This window comes from uncultured Campylobacter sp. (assembly GCF_938030685.1).
GTDB lineage: Bacteria > Campylobacterota > Campylobacteria > Campylobacterales > Campylobacteraceae > Campylobacter_B.
Genome location: NZ_CALHHX010000222.1, coordinates 1 through 13,006, shown reverse-complemented (window position 1 = coordinate 13,006; position 13,006 = coordinate 1). Strand labels below are relative to the sequence as shown.

The following is a 13,006-nucleotide window of genomic DNA, read 5'->3' as shown; positions in this document are numbered from 1 at the left end:
AATTGGAAGGCGATGCGATAGATAGTAGAATAACCGGCTTTTCAAATTGCCCGAGTGTTTATAAATTTAAAGGAAGGAAAATGTTATGAGAACACTGTTTTTAGTATTAATTGCTATATTTTTAATAGGATGTGTAGAACCGGACCCGGAAAGCTACTATGGAAGGGTTAATGGAAAAGATGAGTTTACGAGCAACTTTCAAAGCAGAAGGCTTGCTAACGAGCTAATCGTCTTATTTGATATGGGCGAAAAATCTCAATATGGAAACGATTACTTTGATAATTCGCTTAAGATAGCCGATTATGAAAACGATGTAAAGCTTTCGGAAGTTAAAAGCTTTTTAGCTTCAAAAGGAGCTGCGCCGTTACGCGTTTATGAGCGCGCAGTTAAGAGTAGCGGTAAAAATAAGTTTAAGAGATATTCGGGTAGGCTAAACGCCGAAGTTGTTGCTCTAGTTCCTTTCGGCACTCAGTTCCGAAAAGCGCAAAAGAACTGCTTTGATGGTACTTCCCTATGCTTATTTAACGAATTTCCTTTGCTAACCGAAACGGATGTGGAAGGAGATATGGCTTCAATGATGATAAATTTTGTTGAAGTAAAATCGGCTTTCAACAACTATCAAGATGGCTTTACGCCAGTAAAGATCATCATCCATACTGCAACTTACACTGGAGCGAAGCTCAACACTATCTTAAGTAAAATTCCGAAAAAAGCATTTGAACATAATGAGTTAAACTAAATAAGAGAGTCGGATGAATGAGGTAGAATGGATCAATAAATACGGCTTTTGCTAGGAATGGTTTTAGGAGGCGAGGGATTTAGTTAGAATTTGCCCGATCTGGGGATTGAAACTAGAAAGCTCTAAATTTAATCTCTCTCATCAATTATATTTGATTAGAATTTCCCCTATCTAGGGGTTTGGTTTCTCTTGACATCTAAAATTTTCAATCTATTCTCCTGGTTTAATTAAAATTTCCCCCTCATTTTTTAAATTCCCTTTTTGATTGACAGAATTTGACACTACGACTCACTATAATTGCGTCCAAAGTCGGAGGTAAAACGCCGACGAGATCAATTAAAGGAGTTGTAATGAAAAAGATTGTGTTGTCGCTAGCAGCGGCTGGAGTTATGAGTGACGCTTTGGCGCAAGAGGTACCGAATTTAGCAAATATCGCTCCGAGCAATTACGGCTCGTACGTCCCTACGCTTGATTTTTACGTCAAAGGCAAGGATATAACGGACAGTGTGTCTTTTGCGGTAGGACTAGACAATAAATTCAGTCTAGCACGAGGCGTCGCTTCGGCTAGCTCATTTTGCGTAATTTTTCAAAAAATAATTTAAGTTTAGTTGCGATAAAATTTCAAAAATATAATACGAAGGAGGCAAGATGGCTAAATACCTATACGGTGCAAGTATCCAGGGTATACAAGAGTATATTTACGCCACGAACAAGTTGCAAGAGATCATCGGTGCCAGCGAAATAATAGACTCGCTCGGACAAAAATTTAATGACAAGCAAGAGAGCAAGGGCGCGATATTTGGCGTCTTTGACGAACTAAGGGCGAACGGCTTAGTAGAGCAAATTTTGCTTAATGCCGCAGGAAATTTTAGAGCGATCGTAGATGGCGAGGAAAATTTAAAAAAGATCGTCAGGGATCTGCCTAAAAAGATAATGCAAAATGCTTACGGCATTACTATTTCTCAAGCTGTCGCTCCTTATAACGGCAACGACTACGGAACGGCATCGAAAGAGCTCGAACGAAAGCTAAAAACTCAGCGCAACCGCCCGAGCTTGCCGCTTGATATGAGTATAAATTTTATGGCTCTTGCGCCCAAAACGGCGCGACCTATCGTAAAATTTGATGACGATGATGCATTAGACATTTCGTCCGTTCAAAAGAGAGAAGCGCACGGAAGGTGGTTTAAGAGACACCCGGGAGCTAAGGAATTAAAAGAATTTAGCCAAATTTCAAATAAGAAAAATAAACTAGCCGTTATCCACGCAGACGGCAACGGGCTTGGCGTGCTGGTTAAAAATCTAACGGACGAAGTAAAAAATACGGGCAAATTAGACGTGATAGCTAATTTTTCAAAAGCGCTTGATAATGCTACGAAAGATGCTTACGAAAATGCCATAGCAAAAACCGAGGAAGTTTTCGGCAAAGATGATCTAAAGATAAAAGCACTAATTTTAAGCGGCGACGATATGACGGCGGTTTGCGATGCGGATATAGCGTTAGAATTTACTAAAAATTTTATCGAGGAATTTGAAAAGGAAACGGACAAGAAAAAGCCCGATATAAAGGAAAAGCTCACGATGTGCGCGGGGATTGCTTATTGTAACGAAAAATTCCCGTTTCATTATGCGGCAGCTCTAGCCGAGGAGCTTTGCGGTGCGGCGAAAAAGCACAGCAAGGATCGCTACGTAAACGATGCCGAAAAAGACATAGCGCCAAGCTGCTTAATGTTCCATAACGTCCAAAGCTCGAATTTCCAAAGCTGGGATAAATTTATAAAAGATGAACTGACGATCGGGAGCGAAAAAGAAGGGCGCGCGACCGAGAATAAAAAAGAAGAGTGCGCGGCCGATGGCAAAAACGCTAGCGAAATCAGATGTGATTTCGGGCCTTATTATTTAGGCGATACTACCAAGTCAAAAAACGAGCCAAAGGTAGAAAATTTTATAAATTTAGCCGAAATGTATCGCGGCGAAAAAAGCCCCAAGGGCAAACTGCGAGAGTGGATAAAGGAACTTGGCATAAACGATAGATTAGCCAAAGTTATGCTTGATAGAATAAATGAAATTCTAGAAAACAAAAGTGAATTCGATGGCGCTCTGAATGCTCTTTACGGCGGGCTATCGTGCGGAAATTTGATTTTAGAAAAGGACGGAGCGCAAAAGACGCCTATTTACGACGTGTTGCAATTTCTCTCCGTTACTTCTGGCGCAGAAGATAAAAAAGTGGAGGGCAAAAATGACGATAAATTACGAGCTTAAATTTTTCGACTACTGGCACGTCAGTAGCGGCCTTAGCGGTGGAGCGGCGCTTGATAGTTATGTGGTAAAAAACTCCGCAGGGCTTCCGTATGTGCCCGGTAAAACGATAAAAGGACTTGTGCGAGAGGTAGCGGAGCTATTTTGGGATCCAAGCGATATAAGCGAGTGCTTCGGCTCGCGAGGCAGCAAAAATAAGCAAAATAGCGGTGATGAGCAAAACGAAAACGACGATACTACGCAGGCACAGTGCTATTTTAGCAGCGCTACGATAGATGAAAAAATCGCTACCGAAATAACGTCGAATAACTTGCAGCGCAATCTTTTTGAAATCATTTCGGCTACCAAAATCGACGACAACGGCATTGCGGTGGATAATTCGCTAAGAGATATAGAGGTCGTTTTGCCTATAAGTTTAAAAGGCGAGATCCAAAATGTAAGCGGCGAGATCGCCCAAAATTTAAAACGTGCGCTAAAGATGATAAAGCGGATAGGATTAAACCGTAACCGAGGCCTCGGCAGATGCGAATTTAAAGTTAAGGAGCTACGATGAGAGAGCTTAGATTTGAGATAACTTTTAAAAGTCCCGTTATTTTGCAGGCAAGCTCCAATACGCAGGGCAAGATGAGCTCGCTTGATTTTATCCCGGGAAGTGCATTTTTGGGTATGGTAGCTAGTAGATATAGCGACTTTAGTGATCCTTTTAAAATTTTTCATAGCGGTGCTGTAAAATTTTGCGACGCTTCGCCGATCAAAGATGGTAAAGAATTTTTTAAAATCCCGCTTTCCTATTTTCACGAAAAGCTTGATGGCAGCAAAATTTACAATCATCATTTGCTAAGCCGCGAAGAATCTGAAAAATTTACCCAGCTAAAACAGATGCGAAGCGGCTACATAAATGACGAAAAAGAAAAACTTAGCCTAAAATATGAATACTCCCAAAAAAGTGCCTATGACAAAGATAAAAGACGCTCCAAAGATAGCCAAATGTATGGCTATGAGGCGTTTAGAGCCGGATTGAAATGGCGATTTAGCGTTAAATTTGACGCCAGCGTGAGCGAAGATGATATTGTTTTGGCGAAAGAGACGCTAGTGTGCTCAACTAGGCTCGGTAAATCAAAGAGTGCGGAGTATGGAGCGGTAGAGATTAAATTTATCGGCGAAAATACGGATAAAATTCAAACCTTTACGCCGCCGGAGAAATATACTTTCGTTTATGCTAAATCCCGCCTTGCACTTATTGACGAAAACGGCAATCCAAGCTACGACGTAAAGTATATTTTGCCAAATTTAGATGCAAATAATGTCGATTACGAAAAGACGCAGATTAGAATTTCAAATTTTACCCCTTATAACGGAGCTCGCGCCACAAAAGATTATGAGCGAGCCTGCATAAATAAAGGTAGCGTAATTGCTTTGAAAAATTTAAGTGCCGAGCAAATAAGCGCGCTAAAAAATGGCGTCGGAGCGTATTTGAGCGAGGGTTTTGGCGAAGTGCTGATAAATCCGTGGTTTTTAGACGGCGGCGACGCGGAGAATAACCCGATAGAATTCCAAAAAGAAGCACAGACTGAGCGCTCAATCGGAAAAATACCGATACAAAGTGATTTGGCTAAATTTTTAAAACAAAAGCAGACTACGAAAGACCAAGCTCTTGAAATAGCCGAGAGGGTGGCTGATTTTATAAAAAGCCATAAAGATAAATTTAGCAAAATTTCAAAATCACAATGGGGCGCGATGAGATCAATATGCAGGGAGGTTGCCGTTAGCGATAAGGTAATCGGAGAAAAAGATGTTAATGGCGAAATGCAAATCGAAGAGATTAAAAATGAAAGCGTCGCGGAAAAGAACGAAAATATAGCGGCTCAAATATCCAAATTTATGCTAAATGGCGTAAGAAGCGCAAATTGGGACTGTGAAAAAAGAAACGATGAAAACGTCCTAGTAAAAGGTGGGTGCGGCGATACGCTCGTAAAAGCAGTAGAAGGCGATCCTTGCCCGCTTAAATTTGATCTACTTTTGTCAATGCAAATGCCAAAAATCACAGGAGAAAAGCAATGAAAAGATTTTTAGCGCACGTCATCATAGAAGCCAAAACTCCGTTAAAAGTCGGCGGCGGCAAAAATGATCTATTTTTGGATGCACCGGTGCAAAGAGATTGGAACGGCTTGCCGATGATCTTAGGCACTTCGGTTGCAGGGATTTTGCGCAGGGCGTTTGAAGATAATGCCGGCAAGGATACCGCGAATAAAATTTTTGGAACCAAGCGCGAGGAAAAGGGTTGGGGCGGAAATGGAAAGGAAAGTAAAGACGAAAATAAACAAGAAGACGAAGATTTACTCGGCTCAAGACTAATTATCTCAAACGCTCTGTTGCTCGTCGATAAGAATAACAAGGTTTGCGAAGAGTTGCTTTTAGAAAAGAGCGAATTTTTGCGTTATTTTGATATTTTGCCGATTAGAGATCATGTAGCCATAGGCGCGAATGGCGCAGCGAAAGATGCAGGCAAATTTGACGAAGAAGTTGTATTTAAGGGTACTAGATTTAAATTTTCACTTGAGCTTGACGGAAGCAAAAAGGAGTTCGTGGAAATTTTAAATCTACTTTACGATCCTATGCTAAGGCTTGGCGGCGGAAGCTCTAAAGGTTTTGGTTCGCTTGGAATTTTAGAGATAAAATGGGGCGAGTTTGAGCTGGACAGATACTCGAGCAGTTTAAATTTTAGCTCCGATGAGTTTGTAAAATTTATGCCCGATAGCGCAGCGGACGGCAATTCAGCAAGACAAAAATTTATCAGATACGAACTTAAAATTTCGCCCGATGATTTCTTTATGTTCGGAAGCGGATTTGGTGACAAGGATGCCGATCAAACGCCGGTGCTTGAGAGCGCGATCGACTATAAAAATGAACGCCTTAGCAAGCGTAAAATTTTAATTCCGGTAAGCTCGGTAAAAGGCGCATTATCGCACCGAACGGCGTTTCATTTTAATAAAATCAATAAACAATTCGGCGAAAAAGCCAAGGTCGGCAGTGAAAACGAAGCCGTAAGGGAAATTTTCGGCTACGAAAAGAATAAAAACAATAAAGGCGCCAAAGGCAAAATTTTAATCAGTGATTGCTTTTTGGATTACGACGAAGCAAAAGATATGAAGGTCTTCGAACACGTTAGTATCGACCGCTTCACGGGCGGCGCGATAGACAGCGCCTTATTTCAAGAAAAGGCAGTCGCAAAAAGAGACGAATTTATAATAGAAATTTTGCTTAAAAACGATGCGCGCGGCGACAAAGAAAAAGCAAAAACTTTTAATAATGCATTAGAGGCTTTTGAAGCGACTTTAGATGACGTAGTTCAGGGGCGCTTGTCGCTTGGTGGAGCAACCACAAAAGGATATGGATTTTTCAAAGGCAAGGTCTTAAAATACAACGAAGGACGGATCGAAAATGAAAAAGAATAAAGACGAAATTTTAAAATACGTGAATGAAAATTTAAAAGGCTACGAGGGCTACATCCAGCTAATGGGTGAAAAAATCGATGAGAAGCACTTGTTTTTAGCGGGCGAGCGAACTCCTGGTCTAGGCGAAGACGAGCTAATCTATGAGGCGCATTTTTTTGATGAGAAGTCCAAAAAGAGTGTTTCTATCCGCCAGATAAACGACGCTTGGTTTGTCGATGAGACGGAGTTAAACAAAGTAGCGCTAGAGGAAAGCGGCATAAAAACGTTTTATCCTAAATTTGGTAATTTTAAAATAAAAATGGCTCAAATTTGGCAAGATGAAAAAGACGAGTTTTGTGAAGTGCCTCAAGACAATGGAACTCTTGAGGGTTTGCCAGTATTGAAACTTCAAAAGATAGTATTTGCAGGCTTTGTAAAAGATGAAAAGGATAAAAAATGATAACTGCTCCATATAATTTCGTGCCACTAAACGATAAAATTTTCTACCCACCGTGGGCTAGCGAGGATGCTCTTAAAAACATCCACGACGTACCGTTTGAAGACGGCGAAAGCGGCGTAATTGAGCTTGAGATAACTGCCAAAAGTCCTATTTTTATAAAGGATGGTAAAAATCCGAATGAGTTTTGCCATTTCATAAACGAAAACGGAGGCAAAGAGTATTATATCCCCGCAACCAGCATCAAGGGTATGATAAGAAATGTGCTTGAGATAATAAGTTTTGGTAAAATTCGTATAGATGAGGGAAAGCATAAAAAGTATCTTAGCGTTAGGGATATGACGAATAGAAAAAATTTAGTCGGTATGGTTAATGAAGATACTGGCGGCTGTGGATTTTTAGTCAAAAATGGAAATAGTTATATAATAGAGAAATGCGCAGATATTAGAACAATATGTCTGCTCAAAAATACGAACTACGAAGAAATAGGAAAGCTCGAAACAGCCAAGGAAAAATATAAAAAATTTGGCTTGTTAAAAGAGATAAATTTTACTCCTTATGATGAAAAATCAAAAACTAAAACGGGACAAGAAATAACAATTAAACGAGCTAAATTTGATAAGCAAGGACGGAAAGGCATCTTAGTTTTTACGGGTAATATAGATAAGAAAAGACATGAATTCGTCTTTGCTAAAAACGGCAAGAAAATTCAGTTAGATAAAAATGTCTTTGAAGACTTTAAAAAGGTTTATTTTGATAATGAAGACTCAATAGACGGGCAATATTGGAAAGAACAGTTTAATAAAGGCATGCCAGTTCCTATTTTTTATATGGGAAATGATATTAAAATAACCGCTATCGGATTAACTCAACTTTTTAAACTGGCTTACAAAAAAACGATTTTCGAAGCAGCAAGGCAAGTAGGCGAGGAAACAAAATTTGATTTAGCCGAAACAATTTTCGGAACCGTTAGAGGCGACAAAGCCCTAAAAGGACGAGTGTATTTTTCGCATCTGAAATCGAGTTTTGAGCGATTTGAAGCTCCTAAGGAAGGGGTATTCGGTACGCCTAATCCTAGTTATTATCCAAATTATTTAGAGCAGCGACCAAATGGTCCATATATAACGCTTATGAGCAAAGATGCTAAAATCAGAGGATATAAACGCTATCCGCTACACGAGAGCTCTGAAAAGCTAAGCGTCGGAAATGATAATGAAAAGATGAAAGTTAAATTTAAACCGCTTTCTGCAAATAGCGTTTTTAAGGGCAAGATCGTATTTCATAATCTTAAAAAGGTCGAAATCGGAGCGCTGATAAGTGCGATAACTTTTCACGGCAGAAGCAATAAATTTATGCATAATATCGGCTTTGCTAAGCCTTACGGTTACGGAAAAATAGATATAGAGCTTACACTACAAGGATTAAAATATAGTCAATATGAATATTTAAAAGAATTTGAAAAGCAAATGAATGAGTTTGTACCAAATTGGCTTAATACTGAGCAGCTAACAGAACTTCGTAAAATGGCAAGCGTAAGTTATAAGGATTCAAGACTATTGCGGTATCAGCAGCTAGAGAATGAGAAATCCGAATACTTTAAAGGAAAAAATAACCATCAAGAAAGGAATGAATTCTCGGGAGCCAAAAGCTACAATGAGCGTTTAAGCCCGTACTCCGGTATGGTTGTGTATTCAAAGCCGCAAAAGCCGCTACAAAGTCCTAATGGACGAAATCACAATAATGGCAGAGACAATCGAGGATGTAAAAAATGACGCATTATGAAAAAAGAAATTTTCAAAAAATAGTCGTTTCGCTTTTGGGAAGCTCTCTTTTAGAGTATAGGGCGTTTTTTATCATCGCGGGAGTATTGCTGTTTTTCGCTTGGCTACCGGACGGAATGTCGTCGCTACTAGATAAAATTTTCGGCGGCGAAATTTTAAAATGGAGCGCCAAAGACGGCACTATGCTGGTTCAAATTTTAGGCTCTATAGTGATTTTTGGGGTAATCAAACGAATAATTCCCAAAGACATCCCTAATGTCGATATAGATATAAATGATAGACCCAAAAGGGCTAAAGTTCTAGTGCTATTTTTAAGCGAAAATAATGGCGGAATAGAAGAAATTTTGAAATTTAAAACTATCGATGAGTATGGAAGAAATAATTATAGAATGCCGCTAAAAGCGATAGATTATCACAAACAAAGGCTTAAAAAGATTATAGTCGCTTGTTCTGAAAAATCTCACGGCGATAGAGATAAATTTTTAAAATGCGTGCAAAATCTCTTTGGCAAGGAGCTTGCGGATATGACAAATGTACGATGTATGAAGAATTTTGAAGACGCAAAAAGCGTCTATAAATTTTTAGAAAGCATATATAGCCAGCTTAAGCAAGAGGGCTTTATGGAGGATGACATTGTATTTGATGTCACGGGAGGGCAAAAGGCGATAAGTATAGCCGGAGCGATGTTTGCGATACCCAACGATAGGCATTTGCAGTACGTCTCCACTAGCGATTATACTGTCAAGCACTATGATTTAACTTATATGCAAAATGAGGAGTAAAATATGAAAGTTGTAACAATTTTAGGTATAGGACGCGCAAAAGAAAAATTTGAGGATAGACCCGTTTATAGATATGATGATAAACTAGGCAGTTTTTACTCTTTAAAGAAACAAAGATATACAAATATGCTCCCACTTCTAATTGATAATTTTGGCGAGCAAAACATCATACCTATTTTCACTAAAGATGCTAAAGATACTAACATAGAAGTTTTAAAAAAAGAATTTGATATAGAATATTGTGAATTTTTTAAGGATGAAAATTTCATAGATAGCGATAAAGATTTTTACAAAATTTTACGCATCATAAATGACGTAACGTCAAACAATGAAGAGTATATAATAGATTTAACGCATGGTTTTAGGCATATCCCCATATTAGCTACCATTTCGCTTATATCACAAAGCCTAAACAATACAGATAAAATCAAGCATATATTTTTCGCAAAAGAGATGGAGCCTTATAAAGATTATGAAATAATCGATTTAAAAGAGTATTTAGAGCTTGCAAATATGTCGTATGTGCTAGAAACTTTTAATCATAATTACACGGTTTCATTAGTTTCTAAATTTAAAAATAAGAATTTTTGCAACCTCATAAGTCGGTTATCAACTATCTCTAATCATATACTATCGAATTCGCTAAAAGCCCTTAATAAAGATGTCGACAAAATTCTAAGCGATATAGATTTTATTTTGAAGAATGAGCAAATAGAAACTTTTAAAGGCAGTCTTGAAGATATACAACGACACATAAGGGAGCTTCAAGATATAGGCAAAGAAAAAGATTCCATAAAATTTTATAGAATGTCTAAAATTCTAAACTCCAAAGGTTATTTATTAAATGCTATAACTTTACTATTCGAGGCTATAGGATATTACTGCGCGGAAAGCTTTGAGTGCTTTGGCGACGATATAAAAGCGCATATAAATAACTTTAAAAACAGCAGAAAATTTAATGCTTATGATTTGACGCATGAGTCTAGGACTATTGTAAAAAAAATGGGATTGAGGAATGGGGCCTATTTAACAAGCATCGCTGTGCATGATAATATACAAAAGAAGCTAGAAAGTATAAAAACTCTTGGTGCCTTTAGGGATTTTATAAAAGATGCCGAAAAATTAAGAAATAATCTAGCTCATGGTAATGCCAACGAAAGGATAGAAGACTCAAAGCAAGAGTTATCAAGATTATTAGATAAATATAATTCATTTTGTATACAGCAAAATATATTGGGAAATAAAATATGAAAATCCTCTTTACACTAATAAACCACACCTTGACGTTGGAGCAAGAAGAAGATGCGAGGAAGAATTTAGATGTTGATAAATTCGTAAACATAGCCGATGCGAGGTGGAGCGATATCGACCCGTCTGAAAAAAGCATAATAAAATTTGTTGAAACATATAAATATAAACTTAAAAAGCAAGCAAAAGCGGGTGACGTATTGCTGGTGCAGGGTGATTTCGGAGCGACTTATAATATGATAAGATTTGCTAAAAATATGGGTCTGATAGCCGTGTATGCGACTACTAACCGCATCGTAAGTGAGCGGGTAGAAAACGGCAAAGTCGTGATTAAACGAGAATTTAAACACGCAAGATTTAGAGAATACGAGGAGTTATAATGTCATCAGATGCAGACAATAAAACGATAGTTATCTTTGAAATTTTAAAAAAGTTAGTTGCAAAGCAAGAAATTTATCTTACCGATACAGAGCTTTTAGATGAGTTAAGGATTAAGGAAAGAACGCTTAGAAGGTATATGGGCGAAATCGACAAGCTATTTCCATATGCCTTTAGGATAGAAAGCAAGCTCATAGGGCATGGCAAGAGACCGGTAAAAGTATTAAGGGTATACGACAAAAACAAAGATATAATCGACATTTTAAATCGTCTTTTAAAATATAGCGATGATCTAGGCTGGCTAATTAGTTTATTAAACGAAAATGATCCTAGCTTATTTAATGATTTAGATAAACATGAAAAAGAGAAGGTATCTGCACAATTAAAAGAGAATTCAGGCATATTTTTATTTAGAACCAATCCTTTGGAGGTTTTGCAAGACGAGCCTAGTAAGAGGTATTTAAGCGAACTTCGCAATGCCGTTATGAATAGAGAATACCGAGATATTAAGTATAAATATATCGGTGAAATGGAGAATTTAATCGATGTAAAATGCCTAAAAATAGTTTTTACAGATGGTAATTGGTATTTGGCTATCGAGGATGCCGAGGGAAATTTTAGGCTTTTAAGAGTGGCTTTTATCGTATCGCTTAGTAAAAGCTCGAAAAATTATCAAGGCGGGATCTTGGAGAAATATAAAACGCATTTTAATAAAATACAAAATGCTATGAGCTTGCCGTTGGAACCATCTCGAATGGCGTTATTAAAGGCCTCGCCGAAAGTTGCCATATATTTTATGGAAGGTATGAAGCCGTTTTTCCCGACTCAAAAATTTAAAAAGAAGCTGGGCGACGGCAGCGTTACTTTTAGCATAAATTTCACTCAAGATATGGAGATATTGCCATTTATAAAAAAGTGGCTTCCAGATATCGAGATACTAGAACCAAAAGATCTGAGAGAAACCTTTAAAGAGCAATTAAAAGCGGCTCTTGATATATTAAGTGAGTAGAAAAGGCACGCGTTGTCGCGCTAAGAGCGAAACAAAATTTACCCTGAGTCTGTTCACGCGCTACGAAGCGGTAAAATTTTAGAGTGTTTTGATGAAATTTGAGGTGCATAAAACCTCGTCACAATCTAATATAAAGATCGTGTTCCGTAGGCGGCAGTGGCAAGATCATAATGCTATATAGAGTGGATTTGCACGAGCATAAATTTATAGGTGAGTGATAAAGTCCAATTAAAATTTAACGCAAAATCTCATAAAAATTCCATTCGGTAGATTTTTGCAAATAACGTGTCATCATTAATGCTTAGTATTGTCTTGGACGAAAGCGGAGCTGAAAAACTTCTAGGCGCAGGCGATATGCTAGTAAAACTAAGTGGCTCGCAGCCGCAGCATATATTTCGCCGTATTTAAGCAAAGGCGATATTAAACGGCTTTTAGAGCTAAAATAGATCGCTGATTTTATCACAATATGCTAGGATGAAAATAGCTAAAAGCTCTAAATCCTATGTCGTAAAATTTGAATCGCTACAAAATTTTATAAATTTCATGGTTTAAATGCCCTTGAAATTTCAAATAGAATTTTGTTGCAGCAGTTACGGCGTAGTAGCGCGTAAATTTCAAGCGGAATTTCAAAATTCCGCGGCGGTGCAAAGCCTCCGTATTTGCGGATTTAAGGTCAAATTTAGAATTTAATCTTGCCAGATATTTTCGTTTAATTTCAGACTTTTCACGATGGAGAGAAAGAATAGAAGCTCGTGCTTGATAGACGCCGCGGGACCTGCGCTAAGTACGCTGCGATCTACGCTAGGCTCGAAGCTATCGTGTCCCGTGCGGATGAAAATATAGACGTTTCTATCCGAAAAGCTTAATCTGATCGGTCCGCCGGCACCGCTTCTAAAGCGAAGCAAGCGCCGCATAAAGGCGG

The 13,006-nt window shown here is 38.3% G+C and carries 13 protein-coding genes; 12 read left to right on the top strand and 1 reads right to left on the bottom strand.

All coding sequences use genetic code 11. The annotated features are described in order from the left end of the window. The first annotated feature begins 85 nt into the window (after nucleotides 1-85). From Q0369_RS10775 to Q0369_RS10720, 12 genes are all read left to right on the top strand, one after another. On the top strand, nucleotides 86-739 hold the full coding sequence (locus Q0369_RS10775; protein ID WP_298099789.1) for a hypothetical protein: 654 nt from the start codon (nucleotides 86-88) through the stop codon (nucleotides 737-739). 350 nt (nucleotides 740-1,089) lie between these two features. Then, nucleotides 1,090-1,341 carry a hypothetical protein gene (locus Q0369_RS10770; protein WP_298099786.1) on the top strand — a complete coding sequence of 84 codons (252 nt, stop codon included), beginning with the start codon at nucleotides 1,090-1,092 and terminating at the stop codon, nucleotides 1,339-1,341. A gap of 46 nt (nucleotides 1,342-1,387) precedes the next feature. Further along, nucleotides 1,388-2,998, top strand: coding sequence for a hypothetical protein (locus tag Q0369_RS10765; protein ID WP_298099781.1), 1,611 nt, complete (start codon nucleotides 1,388-1,390; stop codon nucleotides 2,996-2,998). Beyond that, on the top strand, nucleotides 2,976-3,548 hold the full coding sequence (locus tag Q0369_RS10760; protein WP_298099778.1) for an RAMP superfamily CRISPR-associated protein: 573 nt from the start codon (nucleotides 2,976-2,978) through the stop codon (nucleotides 3,546-3,548). The genes Q0369_RS10765 and Q0369_RS10760 overlap by 23 nt, the downstream gene beginning before the upstream one ends. Then, nucleotides 3,545-5,056 (top strand): hypothetical protein, encoded by a 1,512-nt coding sequence (locus Q0369_RS10755; protein WP_298099775.1) that lies wholly within the window; start codon nucleotides 3,545-3,547, stop codon nucleotides 5,054-5,056. Before Q0369_RS10760 ends, Q0369_RS10755 begins: the two co-directional genes overlap by 4 nt. Then, nucleotides 5,053-6,450: an RAMP superfamily CRISPR-associated protein gene (locus Q0369_RS10750; protein ID WP_298099772.1), complete on the top strand. Its 1,398-nt coding sequence runs from the start codon at nucleotides 5,053-5,055 to the stop codon at nucleotides 6,448-6,450. The genes Q0369_RS10755 and Q0369_RS10750 overlap by 4 nt, the downstream gene beginning before the upstream one ends. Continuing rightward, entirely contained in the window at nucleotides 6,437-6,889 is a 453-nt protein-coding gene (locus Q0369_RS10745) for a TIGR04423 family type III CRISPR-associated protein (RefSeq protein WP_298099769.1), read from the top strand. The genes Q0369_RS10750 and Q0369_RS10745 overlap by 14 nt, the downstream gene beginning before the upstream one ends. Next, on the top strand, nucleotides 6,886-8,658 hold the full coding sequence (locus Q0369_RS10740; protein WP_298099766.1) for a TIGR03986 family CRISPR-associated RAMP protein: 1,773 nt from the start codon (nucleotides 6,886-6,888) through the stop codon (nucleotides 8,656-8,658). The genes Q0369_RS10745 and Q0369_RS10740 overlap by 4 nt, the downstream gene beginning before the upstream one ends. Continuing rightward, entirely contained in the window at nucleotides 8,655-9,449 is a 795-nt protein-coding gene (locus Q0369_RS10735) for a hypothetical protein (RefSeq protein ID WP_298099763.1), read from the top strand. The genes Q0369_RS10740 and Q0369_RS10735 overlap by 4 nt, the downstream gene beginning before the upstream one ends. Nucleotides 9,450-9,452: 3 nt before the next feature. Beyond that, complete coding sequence (locus tag Q0369_RS10730) at nucleotides 9,453-10,700, top strand: TM1812 family CRISPR-associated protein (protein WP_005871597.1); 1,248 nt, start codon at nucleotides 9,453-9,455, stop codon at nucleotides 10,698-10,700. Then, a complete protein-coding gene (csx20, locus tag Q0369_RS10725; RefSeq protein ID WP_298099758.1) occupies nucleotides 10,697-11,077 on the top strand; it encodes a CRISPR-associated protein Csx20 in 381 nt (126 codons plus the stop codon). Before Q0369_RS10730 ends, csx20 begins: the two co-directional genes overlap by 4 nt. Then, on the top strand, nucleotides 11,077-12,084 hold the full coding sequence (locus tag Q0369_RS10720) for a WYL domain-containing protein (protein ID WP_298099755.1): 1,008 nt from the start codon (nucleotides 11,077-11,079) through the stop codon (nucleotides 12,082-12,084). The genes csx20 and Q0369_RS10720 overlap by 1 nt, the downstream gene beginning before the upstream one ends. A 686-nt stretch (nucleotides 12,085-12,770) precedes the next feature. Here Q0369_RS10720 and Q0369_RS10715 read toward each other — a convergent pair. Beyond that, nucleotides 12,771-13,006 (bottom strand): DUF3137 domain-containing protein (locus Q0369_RS10715; RefSeq protein ID WP_298099752.1); only part of this gene is annotated, 236 nt, incomplete at its 5' end.

Excerpts from the sequence above, each read along its gene's own strand:
- Q0369_RS10730 (WP_005871597.1), top strand. The coding sequence starts at position 9,453 with ATGAAAGTTGTAACAATTTTAGGTATAGGACGCGCAAAAGAAAAATTT.
- Q0369_RS10775 (WP_298099789.1), top strand. The coding sequence starts at position 86 with ATGAGAACACTGTTTTTAGTATTAATTGCTATATTTTTAATAGGATGT.
- Q0369_RS10760 (WP_298099778.1), top strand. The coding sequence starts at position 2,976 with ATGACGATAAATTACGAGCTTAAATTTTTCGACTACTGGCACGTCAGT.
- Q0369_RS10770 (WP_298099786.1), top strand. The coding sequence starts at position 1,090 with ATGAAAAAGATTGTGTTGTCGCTAGCAGCGGCTGGAGTTATGAGTGAC.
- Q0369_RS10735 (WP_298099763.1), top strand. The coding sequence starts at position 8,655 with ATGACGCATTATGAAAAAAGAAATTTTCAAAAAATAGTCGTTTCGCTT.
- csx20 (WP_298099758.1), top strand. The coding sequence starts at position 10,697 with ATGAAAATCCTCTTTACACTAATAAACCACACCTTGACGTTGGAGCAA.
- Q0369_RS10720 (WP_298099755.1), top strand. The coding sequence starts at position 11,077 with ATGTCATCAGATGCAGACAATAAAACGATAGTTATCTTTGAAATTTTA.
- Q0369_RS10755 (WP_298099775.1), top strand. The coding sequence starts at position 3,545 with ATGAGAGAGCTTAGATTTGAGATAACTTTTAAAAGTCCCGTTATTTTG.
- Q0369_RS10740 (WP_298099766.1), top strand. The coding sequence starts at position 6,886 with ATGATAACTGCTCCATATAATTTCGTGCCACTAAACGATAAAATTTTC.
- Q0369_RS10745 (WP_298099769.1), top strand. The coding sequence starts at position 6,437 with ATGAAAAAGAATAAAGACGAAATTTTAAAATACGTGAATGAAAATTTA.
- Q0369_RS10750 (WP_298099772.1), top strand. The coding sequence starts at position 5,053 with ATGAAAAGATTTTTAGCGCACGTCATCATAGAAGCCAAAACTCCGTTA.
- Q0369_RS10765 (WP_298099781.1), top strand. The coding sequence starts at position 1,388 with ATGGCTAAATACCTATACGGTGCAAGTATCCAGGGTATACAAGAGTAT.